10 protein-coding genes are annotated in these 12,409 nt (G+C 71.8%); 8 read left to right on the plus strand and 2 right to left on the minus strand.

Annotation, left to right across the window (positions count from 1 at the left end):
• Positions 1-4 precede the first annotated feature (4 nt).
• Together FS769_RS03160 and FS769_RS03165 are read left to right on the plus strand one after the other, a co-directional pair.
• The gene (locus FS769_RS03160) at positions 5-1,315 is read left to right on the plus strand and encodes a DUF3863 domain-containing protein (protein WP_144829254.1); all 1,311 of its coding nucleotides are present in this window, start codon (positions 5-7) and stop codon (positions 1,313-1,315) included.
• Positions 1,312-3,837: a family 78 glycoside hydrolase catalytic domain gene (locus FS769_RS03165; RefSeq protein ID WP_186325402.1), complete on the plus strand. Its 2,526-nt coding sequence runs from the start codon at positions 1,312-1,314 to the stop codon at positions 3,835-3,837. The genes FS769_RS03160 and FS769_RS03165 overlap by 4 nt, the downstream gene beginning before the upstream one ends.
• Positions 3,838-3,901: 64 nt before the next feature.
• On the opposite strand, the gene FS769_RS03170 is transcribed toward FS769_RS03165, so the two are convergent.
• On the minus strand, positions 3,902-4,660 hold the full coding sequence (locus FS769_RS03170) for an SDR family NAD(P)-dependent oxidoreductase (protein WP_144829260.1): 759 nt from the start codon (positions 4,658-4,660) through the stop codon (positions 3,902-3,904).
• 76 nt (positions 4,661-4,736) lie between these two features.
• Here FS769_RS03170 and FS769_RS03175 point away from each other — a divergent pair, with 76 nt between their 5' ends.
• From FS769_RS03175 to FS769_RS03185, 3 genes are read left to right on the plus strand one after another with little or no spacing between them, the layout of a single operon-like run.
• Complete coding sequence (locus tag FS769_RS03175; RefSeq protein WP_144829263.1) at positions 4,737-5,639, plus strand: SIS domain-containing protein; 903 nt, start codon at positions 4,737-4,739, stop codon at positions 5,637-5,639.
• A complete protein-coding gene (locus FS769_RS03180) occupies positions 5,636-6,592 on the plus strand; it encodes an NAD(P)-dependent oxidoreductase (RefSeq protein WP_144829266.1) in 957 nt (318 codons plus the stop codon). Before FS769_RS03175 ends, FS769_RS03180 begins: the two co-directional genes overlap by 4 nt.
• Positions 6,589-7,518, plus strand: a complete 930-nt coding sequence (locus FS769_RS03185; protein WP_144829269.1) for a phosphotriesterase — start codon at positions 6,589-6,591, stop codon at positions 7,516-7,518. Before FS769_RS03180 ends, FS769_RS03185 begins: the two co-directional genes overlap by 4 nt.
• 48 nt (positions 7,519-7,566) lie before the next feature.
• On the opposite strand, the gene FS769_RS03190 is transcribed toward FS769_RS03185, so the two are convergent.
• Entirely contained in the window at positions 7,567-10,023 is a 2,457-nt protein-coding gene (locus FS769_RS03190) for a glycoside hydrolase family 2 protein (RefSeq protein WP_144829272.1), read from the minus strand.
• A gap of 134 nt (positions 10,024-10,157) precedes the next feature.
• On the opposite strand from FS769_RS03190, the gene FS769_RS03195 reads away from it, so the two are divergent.
• The 3 genes from FS769_RS03195 to FS769_RS03205 are packed head-to-tail and all read left to right on the plus strand — an operon-like array spanning position 10,158 to position 12,407.
• Positions 10,158-10,760 (plus strand): glucose-6-phosphate isomerase family protein, encoded by a 603-nt coding sequence (locus FS769_RS03195; protein ID WP_144829275.1) that lies wholly within the window; start codon positions 10,158-10,160, stop codon positions 10,758-10,760.
• On the plus strand, positions 10,753-11,442 hold the full coding sequence (gene deoC / locus FS769_RS03200) for a deoxyribose-phosphate aldolase (RefSeq protein ID WP_144829278.1): 690 nt from the start codon (positions 10,753-10,755) through the stop codon (positions 11,440-11,442). Before FS769_RS03195 ends, deoC begins: the two co-directional genes overlap by 8 nt.
• Entirely contained in the window at positions 11,439-12,407 is a 969-nt protein-coding gene (locus FS769_RS03205; protein WP_144829281.1) for a shikimate dehydrogenase, read from the plus strand. The genes deoC and FS769_RS03205 overlap by 4 nt, the downstream gene beginning before the upstream one ends.
• The last annotated feature ends 2 nt before the right edge of the window (positions 12,408-12,409 follow it).

The raw sequence follows: 12,409 nt of genomic DNA on the forward strand, positions 1-12,409 counted from the left end.
CCTCATGACCTCCCCCTCGACGCCCCTCGGCCGCCGGCTGACCATCAACACCATCGTGCGCCGGCATCAGATCGAAGCGACGCGCGACAGGTCCCTCTGGGACGACGAGACGGAGCTGCACTCGGCCGCCCTCGTCGAACGCTTCTCGGACGCCATTCGCGCGGCGGTCCCCGACGCCTCTCTCACCTGGGCCCTGTCGTGGGGCGCACTGACCGACGACTCCCCGCGCTACCGCGACATCCGCCGCACCCTGGCCCGCATCGCCGCGGAGCACGGCGACGACATCACCTTCGTCCCCGGTGGCTTCTTCGCGAACCTCTACGGCTCGCGAGACGACGTCGCCCGCGACATCTCGGATGCCGTCGACCTCCTGCACGCGCAGTTCGACCGCCCCACCACCGCGCTCGTGGCCGGGTTCTTGTCGGCGGACAACATCGCGGGGGCCAGGGATCTCGGCATCCGGACCGTTCAGGGCAACATCTGGAGCCAGTTCGACATCGATCTGCAGGACGGCGACGGATCCATCGCGTACCCCTACTACCCGTCGCGCCGGCACTTCCTCGTGCCCGGCCGCGGAGGCGACCGCATCGACGCCGTGCAACTCGACGGCTGGACGGTCGACCTGGTCGCGGCGCGCGGTGCCGGCATGTCGTCGGAGTTCAACTCGCGGCTCGGACTCGGTCCCATCGAGACCCTGCACCGCCTGCCGCGCGAAGACGCGCTCCGCGAGCTGTACGCCACGAGCGAGGCGCACCTGAACGACCGCAACGTGGAGCGCAACGGCCTGGGGTGGCTCACGGTGAACTACGAGATCAGCGAGGTCGCCCGCGGGCTCGCCCATGACCCCTCGACGCTCGACGCGTGGACCGGATGGCTCAGGGGCCTGCGCGAGACCTGGAGCGACCTGCAGGTCACCACCATCGACCGCTTCGGCGAGGAGTGGCGCGACCGTCACCCCGACAACGAGGGCCTATCGTACCTGCTCGAGCAGACGGGTTCGGGCGTGCAGGGGTCTCGCGCCGGCGAGACCGTGACGTGGTTCATGAACGCCGAATTCCGCCTCGGCATCGTCCGCGCGCACGACGCCGTCGACGTCTTCGACTACACCGCGTACGCCGACGCGCCCGCCGAGCCGAGCGAGCTCGGCGACCGCCGCTGGAGCCTGCTGGGCGAGATCAACCAGAAGCAGACGCGCCCGCAGGACCGCCCCGTGCCCCTCGGGCGGTTCTTCGCGACGCACCCCGAGGTCGAAGCAGCGGTGGATGCCGACTGGGCCGGCGCCCCGGAACTCGCGCAGCTGCGGGTCGGCTCGTGATCACCGTCGACGACCTCACGGTCGAACGCGCCGTCGACCCGGTGGGTGTGGGCTCGCATCCCCGGTTCGGCTGGACGCTGCACGCCGACGCTCCCGCCACGCGCCAACTCGCGTACCGCCTCAGCGTGGCCGACGACGAGGGCGTGGTGTGGACCAGCGGGCGCGTCGACTCCGACCGCAGCGTCGACGTCGTCTACGCCGGGCCCGCGCTGCGCCCCCTCCGCCGCTACGAATGGCGTGTCGTGGTCACCACGACCGCCGGCGACGGCGTCGCGACCGGCACCTTCGTCACGGCGCTCGTCGACGACGACTTCCGCGGTGCGCGATTCATCGGCGGGCCTGCCGACGCCGTCGCTGCCCCCCTGCTGCGCACCGTCTTCGAGGTGCCCGCCGGCGTCAGCGAGGCCTACCTCGTCGTCGCCGCGGGCGGCCTGGCCCGCGTCGAGCTCGACGGCCTCGAGGTCGGCAACGGGGTGCTCGCCCCCGGCTTCACCGACTACGACGTCACGGCGCAGTACACGGTCACCGACGTCACCGGCCGTCTCGGTCCGGGCCGCCACGCGCTGGGTCTCGAGCTCGGCCGGGGGTTCTTCGGCATGCGCGGGCGCAACACCTGGGACTGGGAGCGCGCGCCGTGGCACGCCGAGCCCTGCGCGCGGGTGCTGCTGGTGATGCGCGACGAGCACGGCGAGCACGTCGTGGTGAGCGGATCGGACTGGCGCACGGCATCCGGCCCCACGATCTTCGACGACCTGTACGCCGGAGAGGACTACGACGCCGGTCGCGAGAAGCTCGGCTGGAGCACCGCCGCGTTCGACGACGAGGGATGGATGCCGGCGACCCCGGCCGACGGACCGCACGGGCGAGCGGTGGCGCAGCGGCAGCCGCCGATCGTCGAGGGCGAGCTGCTCGAGCCCGCCTCCGTCACCCGTCTCGGCGAAGACCGATGGGTCGTGTCGTTCCCCCGCGTGATCGCCGGCTGGGTGGAGGTCGAGGCCGAAGCCGACCCCGGCGCGACGATCGAACTTCGTTTCGGCGAGTCCTTGCGCGCCGACGGCACGCCCAACTCCGACGACGAGAAGGGCTACTTCGACGGACGGTTCCAGACCGATCGGCTGACGCTCGGCGAGACGCCGGTGCACTGGCATCCGCGATTCACGTGGCACGGCTTCCAGCACGTCGAGGTGCGCGCGCGACGGCTCCCGACGCTGCGCGCGCGCATCGTGCACACCCGAGCGGCGCGCACGGGCCGTTTCGCCAGCTCGTCGGCACTGCTCGACACCCTGCACGAGCTGACCGTGCGCACCATCCTCAACAACCTGCACGGCCTGCCCACCGATACCCCCAAGTACGAGAAGAACGGCTGGACCGGCGACGGCATGGTGGGGGCCGAGATGATGCTGCTCAACCTCGACGTGCACGAACTGCTCGCCAAGTGGGTCGACGACGTCGCCGCCTCACGCCACGGCGAGGGGGCACCCGAGGTGATCGCGCCGCACGGCGGATGGCACCTGGACTGGTCGCCCGCCCCGACCTGGCATTCGGCGCTGCTGCTGGTGCCGTGGGAGATCTATCGTCAGCGCGGCGACGAGCGCGTTCTCGCCGACGTCTGGCCCGACGCGCGCGACTACCTCCGCTTCGAGCTGGGGCGCGGCGTCGACGGGATCTTCGACACCACCCTGGGCGACTGGGTGAGTCCCGAGACGGATGCCGGCGGCGGAAACGCCCCGGAAGACACCCGCGTATCCGCGACGGCGTTCGTCGTCGCGATGTGCGACGCGGCGGCGCGCATGGCACGGGTGCTGGGGCACGACCCGACCGAGTGGGAGCGCGCCGCGGAAGTGTCGCGCCGGGCATTCGTCAGGCGGTTCTGGGACGCCGACACCGCCGAGGTGCGCGGAACGGGCGACGCGGGGTACCGCCAGGCGCACACCGCGCTCGCGCTCGCCTTCGACGTGCTGCCCGAGCCCGTACGGCAGGCCGCCGCGGACCGTCTCGCCCGCGACGTCGTCGAGCGCGACCACCACCTCTCGACCGGGGCGCTGGCGACCAAGCACCTCCTCCCCCAGCTCACGCGATTCGGCCACGTCGACGTGGCGGTGGCGGTGGCGCTGCAGACCACCTTCCCGAGCTGGGGCTTCTGGGTCGAACGCGGCGCGACCTCGCTCTGGGAGCACTGGAAAGAGGAGTCCCGCTCGCGCGGGCACTACTTCCTCGGAACGCTCGACGACTGGCTCTACGGCACCGTCGCGGGGCTCGCTCCGCTGGCCCCCGGGTGGCGCGAGGCGTTGATCGCGCCGCGGGTGATCGGAACGGGCATCGACCATGCCGAGGCGGCCGTTCGCACGCCGTTCGGCGAGATCTCGGTGCGTTGGCGCGTCGAGGGCCCCGAGGTCGTGCTCACCTGCACCGTGCCCGTCGGGGTGCGCGCCGTCGTCGAGCTTCCGGGCCTGCGGCGCGCGGTCGAGGCGGGGACGCACGAGGTGCGCGCCGCCGTGCCGGTGGTGGGCGCCGGGGTCTGACCCGCGCCCGGTCGCCGAAGCGGACCCGACCGACCCGCAGGCCGGCCGGGGCCGCTTCGATGGCTCACCAGGCGGCGTAACCGCCGTCGATCAGCACGACCGAGCCGGTCATGTACGAGGCGGCATCCGATGCCAAGAAGGCCACGAGCGAACCGATCTCCTCGGGAGCGCCGAGGCGGCCCATCGGCGTGCGCCGCACCCAGTCGTCCCACCACTCGCCGGGTACGCCCTCCTTCGTCAGCTCGGTGCCGACGTAGCCGGGAGCGACAGCGTTGACGCGGATGTTCTGCTCGGCGAACTCGATCGCGAGCGACTTCACCGCCAGGTGCACGGCGCCCTTCGACGCGTTGTAAGCCGCCTGACGCTGCGGGGCGTTGGCGAGCTCGCCCGACATCGACCCGATCGCGACGATCGACCCGCCGCGCTCGCCCATCTGCCGGGCCGCTTCGCGGGCGCACCAGAAGGTGCCGGTGGCGTTGACGGCCAGCACGCGATCCCACGTCTCGCGGCCGAGCTCGAGCGAGGGCTGGTGGTTGGCGATGCCGGCCGAGGTCACGAGGATGTCGACCGAACCCAGTCGCCGCGCGACGTCGGCGAACGCCGCCTCGACCGCGGACTCGTCGGTCACGTCGAGGTGCAGGTAGGTCACGCGCCCGTCCGCGAACGACTCCGCCGCCGCGGTGCCGGCGTCATCGAGCACATCGGCGATCACCACGCGCGCGCCGAATTCGACGAGCGCGGTGACGACCGCCAGGCCGATCCCCCGCGAGCCGCCCGTGACCACCGCGACGCGATCGGTCAGTTCCAGCCGTTCCCGGTACATCATCGTCCCCTTTCCGCCTCCACCATGGAGCGCGAGTCCGCTAGAATGTAGCCATACTACATGGAAGGAGCTCGCGATGACCCTCGACGTCGAGCAGGCCAGCGAAGAGTCCACCGACACTCTCCTCGAGCGCATCACCCGGCAACTGCCGCATCTGCGCCGTTCCGAACAGCGCGTGGCGGCGGTGATCATGGGCGATCCCGTCCGTGCGGCGCAGTTCACCATGGCGGGTCTCGCCGAGGCCGCCGAGGTCAGCGAGCCCACCGTCATGCGCTTCTGCAGCTCGGTCGGGTGCGAGGGGTTCCAGGACTTCAAGATCCAACTCGCCCAGACCCTCGCCCTCGGACTGCCGGTGACGCACTCGTCGATCACCGAGAGCGACTCGCCCGGTGATGTGGCCGACAAGATCTTCGACCACACCATCTCGAGCCTCGACCGAGCACGCCGCACCCTCGACTCCAGCGCCGTCGACAAAGCCGTGGCGGCGATCCTCGAGGCCAGCGACATCCTGTTCGTCGGCTTCGGCGCCAGCGGCATCATCGCCCTCGACGCCCAGCAGAAGTTCCCGCTGTTCGGCGTGCCCTGCCAGGCGCCCGAGGACTTCCACCAGCAGTTCATCGCCGCCACGATGTCGGGCCCGAGAAGCGTCACGGTGGCGATCTCGAACACCGGCCACACCGAGCAGACGCTGACCGTCGCACGCGCGACCAAGAAGGCCGGCGGCACGGTCATCTCGCTCACCGGTCGCACCAGTCCCCTCTCCGAGGCGGCCGACATTCCCCTGATCGTGCGCACCTTCGAAGACACCGACGTCTACACGCCTTCGACGAGCCGCCTCGCGGGTCTCGTCGTCATCGACGTGCTCGCCACGGCGGTGGCCCTGCGCCGATCGCCCGAGCACACCGCCGCCGTGCGGCGCATGAAGAGCGAGCTCGCCGCGATGCGGCACGCCGACGACGACGATACGGAACAGGCGTGAACGGCACCGTCCTGGTCACCTCGCGCTCGTTCGGTTCGGGCGACTTCGACGCCGATTCCGCCCTGGCCGAGGCCGGGTACCGCCCCGTGCGGGCCGGCGCCGCGCACGATCTCGCCGAGCTCGCGCCCCTGCTCGCCGAGGCGGAGGGGTGGATCGCCGGAACGGGTGCGATCACCGCCGCGCACCTCGATCTGGCCCCGCGGCTGCGCGCCATCGCCCGCTACGGCGTCGGCGTCGACAGCGTCGACCTGACGGCGGCCGCCGCCCGCGGCGTGGTCGTGACCAACACGCCCGGGGCCAACTCGGCGGCCGTCGCCGAGCACACCCTCGCGCTGCTGCTGACGGCACTGCGCGGCATCCCCGCCGCCGACCGCCGCGTGCGCGCCGGAGACTGGTCGGGTCGGTCGGCGCGCGAGCTGTCGGCCCTCACGATCGGGGTCGTCGGGCTGGGGCGCATCGGCCGCCTCGTGATCGAGCGCCTGCGCCCGTTCGGCGCGAAGGTGCTCGGCGCCGATCCCTGGGTCGACCCGGCCGACCCCCTGTTCGCCGAGGTCGAGCGGGCCGACGTCGCCGACCTCGCGACCCGCTGCGATGTCGTGACACTACATGCGCCGGGGGGTCAGACGGTCATCGACGAGCAGTGGCTGGCCGCGGCCGACCGCCCCGTCCTGCTGGTGAACACCGCGCGCGCCGACCTCGTCGACGAAGACGCGATCGCGACCGCCGCGCGCCGTGGACGGGTCACCGCGTACGCGGCCGACACCCTCGCGGCCGAGAACGTCGACGACGCCGGGTCTCCACTGCTCGCCGACGACCTCGCGGATCGCGTGATCGTCACGGCGCACCTGGGCGCGCAGACGCGCGAGGGCGTCGACGGCATGGGACGCATGGCGGTCGCCGATCTGGTGGCCGTGCTGCGTGGCGCCGCGCCCGCCCATCCCGTGCGGGCATGAAGGGTCTGATCCGCACCGTCGCGGGAGACAGGTCGCCCTCCGACCTCGGCCGCGTCGACTATCACGAGCACCTCTTCCAGGTCTCACCGCTCCTGCCGGGCGACGAGCTCGACGACGAAGACGCCGCTCGCGAAGAGACGCGCCAGTTCGCGGCATCCGGGTTCGACGCGATGGTCGATGCCACTCCTCTCGGTCTCGGGCGACGTCCGGCCGCCGTGAGGCGCATCTCCGACGCGACGGGCGTGCACGTCGTGCTCACGACGGGACTCCACCGGTCCGAGCACTACCGCTCCGACGACCCGCTTCTCGATCTGGACCCCGAGGATCTCGCGGCGGCCTTCGTCGCCGACCTGACCGAGGGCGCGGCCGAGCCCGGCGCACCGCGCGACCCGTCGGTTCGCGCCGGCGTGCTGAAGGCGGGTGCGGGGTACTGGCGCATCGACGGGCACACCGCCCGCGCGATCGAGGCGGTCGGCCGCGCGCACGACGCCACCGGCGCCCCCGTGATGGTGCACCTCGAGCACGGCACCGCCGCCTTCGAGGTCCTCGAGGCGCTCTCGGCGGTCGGCGTCCGCTCCCATCGGGTGGCACTGGCGCACATCGACCGCAACCCCGACCCGGTGCTGCACGCCGAGCTCGCCGCGGCCGGCGCCTACCTCGGCTACGACGGGCCGGCGCGCGCACGCGAGCACCCCGACGCCGTCGTGCTCGCCTGTCTGCGAGCGACCGCCGCGGCCGGGGGCGGCGATCGTATCCTGCTCGGCGGCGATGTCGCCCGCCGCACGCGCTATGCCGCGTACGGCGGCATCCCGGGACTGCGCTACCTCGGCGACCGCTTCGTTCCGCGCCTGCGCCGCGAGGGCGGCGACGACCTCGCCGACGCGGTGCTGCGGCGCAATCCCGCCGCCTGGCTCACCTGGCGCTGACGACCGCGGCCGGCCGCACCCGCTCAGACGAGTGCGACCGGCGCCGTTTCAGCGCGCGACGAGCGCGGCGGCGGGGACGAGGTCGTTGGCGCTGCGCAGCACGGGGGCCCGCCCGAAGGCGTCGAGGTCGAGCCCGGCGGGCGCCGTGACACGGAATACGGTCGACTCCCCCAGCAGCAGCGTCACCAGCGCCCGATCGACGCGCGCGTGCGCGTCGGCGCGGTCGACGAGCAGCGTGAGGTCCTTCGCGAGCGAGCGCGCGACGACCTCCACCTCGTAGCCGCCTTCCACGACCGAGGTCGAGATGGACACCGGGTCGGCCTCGAGAGCCAGCTCGGGGTCTTCCGCGAAGAACCACAGCGCGCGGACGCCGTCGGGCAGATCGGCCACCAGCACCTCGCGCGAGGGATCGTGGGCCTCGGCGAGCGCGCGCGGCACGACGATCGAGGCCGACGCGCGCGCGGCGACCTCGACGGCGACCTCGGCACGAGCGAGCTCCGCACCCTCGAGACTGAGGCGTCGCAGCACCGCGGTCCCTCGCCAGGGCTCCGCGTGGTCGTCGTGCAGGGCGAGCACGAGGTCGGCGCCGCGAGGCTGGAACGAGGCGAACCGGTCGGCGTAGACCTCACGCAGGGCGTGCCAGAGCGGTTTCCGGATGCCGAGGGAGTCGACCGCCGCCCACGAGATGACCGGCCAGCAGTCGTTCAGCTGCCACACGATGGCGCCCTGGTTCAGCGGATGCAGCGACCGGAAGTGCGCGATACCGAAGGCCACTGCTCGCGCCTGGTTCAGCTGGGTCGCCCAGTGCCAGTCGTCGATCGTGCGCGGCGCCGAGATGTGTGCGCCGAGCCCGCGCTCGAGCTTGCCGTTGCCGTCGACCGCCTTCTGGTGCACCAGCATGAGCGGGCCGTAGGGGTCGGCGGGCTCGTCGTGCACGACCGAGAACAGGGTCGACCAGGCCGGCGGCCCCTGGAAGCCGAACTCCGAAACGAAGCGCGGTCGATAGCTGCGGTAGACGTCGTAGTCGACCTGGTTCCACACGTCCCAGATGTGGGTGGTGCCGTGTGCCGGGTCATTGGGGTGCACGTAGGTGCTGAAGCCGTACGGGCTGCCGGGCGAGTAGGGCGTGGCGGGAGCGAGCTCCGCGACGATGGCGGGGAACAGTTCCTGGTAGTAGCCGTCGCCCCAGGTCGCGCCGTTCAGGCGCGGTCGCCACTTCCAGTCGACCCATCCCCAGATGTTCTCGTTGCCCCCGTTCCACACGATCAGACTGGGGTGGCTCGCGAGACGCGTGACGTTGTCGCGCGCCTCGGCGGCGAACTCGTCCCACAGCTCGGCGTCCTCGCTGTAGGCCGCGCAGGCGAGCAGGAAATCCTGCCACACGAGCAGCCCGTTCTCGTCGGCGAGGTCGTAGAAGTCGTCCGACTCGTAGATGCCGCCGCCCCAGACCCGCAGGAGGTTCATGCCGGCATCCGTCGCATCGGCGAAGCGCTCCGCGAGGCGTTCGCGGGTGATGCGGGGGAAGAAGGTGTCGTCGGGAATCCAGTTGGCGCCGCGGACGTAGACCTCCGCCCCGTTGATCCGCACGACGAAAGGGCTGCCGTCGTCGTCCGCGGTCGTGTCGATCTCGACGGCGCGGAAGCCGATCCGCTTCTCCCAGCGGTCGTCGCCGGCTGTGACGACGAGGTCGGTCAGCGCAGGATGGCCGTGTCCGCGGGGCCACCACAGATCGGCATCCGCCACCGTCCCCTCGAGGACGACGCGCGTCGCGTCCGCGGCGAGGTGCGCCTCGAGCATGGTTCCCGCGACCTCGGCGCGCACGGTGAGGTCGCGGGCGTCGGCGTCGCGCTGCACCTCCACCTCGATACGCAGGTGACGAGGGTCCCCGCCGAGACCGGTCTGCGGCCGGACGGCGGCCAGTCGGCATCCGCTCCACGACGAGATGCCGATGCGCCGCCAGATGCCGCAGGTCACGAGCGCGGGCCCCCAGTCCCATCCGAAGTTGCACGCGGATTTGCGGATGGCGTTGAAGGGGTGGTCGTAGGAGTGCGGACGCGCGCCGAGCACGGCCTCGCGTTCGCGGGCGTAGGCGATCGGCGAGGCGAACCGCACGCGCAGCTCGTTCGCGCCGGGCCGCAGCACGTGGTCGACGCGCCACCGGGAGGTGCGGTGCTGGTTGACCGTGCGCGCGATCTCGACGCCGTTCAGTTCGACGCACGCGACGGTGTCGAGGCCCTCGGCCACCAGCTCGTGCACGTCGTCACCGTCCGGCTGCCAATCGAACGTCGTCTCGTACCGCCAGTCGCTGTGCCCGATCCAGGCGAGGAGGGCCTCGTTGTCGTCGACGTAGGGGTCGGGAATGAGCCCGGCGGCAAGCAGGTCGGTGTGCACGACGCCCGGAACGGTCGCGCGGATGCGACGCTCCCCCACCGCGGCGAACTCGGGGGGAAGCTCACCTCCGTCGTGCTGCAGCGTCCACTCACTGGTGAGTTCGAAAAAGCCCATGACTCAGAAGTAGCACAACTACCTAGGAGGGGCGTAGATCGAGCCGGGAGGACCGACATTTGTCTTCTCTCGGTTCATTCTTGTAGTATCACTACTCACACGGTCGTCGCGGCCGTGGCGAAGGAGAACGACTGATGTGCGCCGCTGCACGCCTGGCCGAACCCGCCCGGCTCACCGTCGATGCCGCCCGCGGGCTGCTCGACGGCCGCTCCGAGAGATACGAGAAGCACCTCGCCGATCTCGCCGGGGTATACCGCGACGCGGGGGCCTTCTCGGCCGCCCTCGACGGCGACAGCGGTGAGCCCGTCTACTGGGTCGAGAGCAGCACGCCCGAGTCGGGGCGCGGCGCTCTGACCATCGGGCTCAGCGTGCTGCGGCCCGGGCGGGTGGGCGACGAGTTCGCGATGACCCGCGGTCACCTGCACGCGCAGTCCGAGTTCGCCGAGCTGTACTACGGGCTCGCCGGCTCGGGCGTCATGCTCCTCGAGTCCACCGACGGACAGGCGCGGGCCGTACCCATCTCCCCCGGCGTCGCCGTGCACGTGCCGGGCGGCTGGGTGCACCGGAGCGTCAACGTCGGCGATGACACGCTCGTCACCCTCTTCGCCTACGCCACCGAGGCCGGCCAGGACTACGGAATCATCGCCGACGCAGGCGGCATGCAGCAGCTCGTCGTCGCCGACGGATCCGGCTGGACCGTACGCCCCAACCCCGACCACGGAGGCTACCGTGACTGACGCCGACACCGTCTTGAGCGATCTCGCCCGACACATCGACATCAGCTGCGTACAGGCGCAGCACGACCGTGACGACGTCGACGAGCTCGCCCGTCGCGCCATCGCGGGCGGATTCGTCAGCGCCCACGTCCTGCCCACCTGGCTGCCGTACCTGCGCGAGCGTCTCGAGGGCAGTGCGGTGCTGGCGGGGTCGCCCGTCGCCTTCCCCAGCGGTGGCGCCACGACCGCGACCAAGGTCGCCGAGGCGACCGGGCTGCTCGAACTCGGCGCGCAGGAGCTCGACGTGGTGGTCGCGATCGGCCGCCTGCGCTCCGGTGACGGGGCGTACGTCGAGGCCGAGCTCGCCGCCGTGGCTCAGGTCGTCGACGGGCGCGTACCGCTGCGGGCGATCCTCGAGGTCGGCCGCCTCGACGACGACGACATCCGCCGAGGGGTCGACGCCGCCGTCGCGGCCGGCATCCCCTGGATCAAGACCGGCACGGGGTGGTCAGGGGTGGCCACCACCACGGCGCACATCCGCCTCATCGCCGAGCGCGCCGCCGGCCGCGCCGCCCTCAAGGCCGCCGGCGGAATCCGCGACATCGACACCGTCCGCGAGATGGCGAGGCTGGGGGTCACGCGCTTCGGCATGAACGCCGACGCGGCCCTGCTCGCCGTCTCGGCCTCGAAGGAGAAGCCATGACCTTTCCCACGCTGACCGTCGACACCCTTCGACCGGCCACTGCGCCCACGTTGTACTTCATCGGCGTGACCACCGGTCGCTCCTCGATCCAGCACGTCTTCCCGCGCTGGGCGGAGCACCTCGGCCTCGACGACGCCGTGCTGCAGGGCATCGATCTGCCCCTGCACGCTCCGGCCGCCGACTACCGCCGCGTGGTGCAGTTCATCGCGCGCGATCCCCTCAGCCTGGGCGCGCTCGTCACCACGCACAAGATCGACCTCTTCGCCGCGTGCCACGACCTCTTCGACGAGATCGACCCCTTCGCCGCCCTGATGGGTGAGACCAGCTGCCTGTCCAAGCGCGACGGAGCGCTCGTCTGTCACGCGAAGGATCCGATCTCGAGCGGCCTCGCCCTCGACGCCTTCCTGCCCGAGGGGTTCTGGGCGGGCGGTCCTGCCGACGCACTGCTCCTCGGCGCGGGCGGCTCCACCATCGCCATCAGTTGGTATCTGTCGCAGCGCGAGCGCGGACTCGATCGCCCGGCGCGCATCATCGTAACCAACCGCTCCGCCGCGCGTCTGGACCACCTCCGCGAGATCCACGCCGCTCTCCCCACCGACACGCGTTTCGAGTACCACCTGACGCCCACGCCCGACGACAACGCCCGCGTGCTGGCCGACCTCGCGCTGCGTTCGCTCGTGGTCAACGCCACCGGTCTCGGCAAGGATGCCCCGGGCTCCCCCCTGCCCGACTCCGCGGTCTTCCCGCGCGACGGCGTGGCCTGGGACCTGAACTACCGCGGTGACCTGGTCTTCCTCGATCAGGCGCGTGCCCAGGCCGACGAGCGCGCGCTGCAGGTGGAGGATGGGTGGATCTACTTCGTGCACGGATGGACGCAGGTGATCGCTGAAGTGTTCCACATCGATATCCCCACCTCGGGCTCGTCGTTCGAACGGCTCAGCGAGCTCGCGCTGGCGACCCGCTGACC

The sequence above is a fragment of the Microbacterium sp. BH-3-3-3 genome, assembly GCF_007679045.1.
GTDB lineage: Bacteria > Actinomycetota > Actinomycetes > Actinomycetales > Microbacteriaceae > Microbacterium > Microbacterium algihabitans.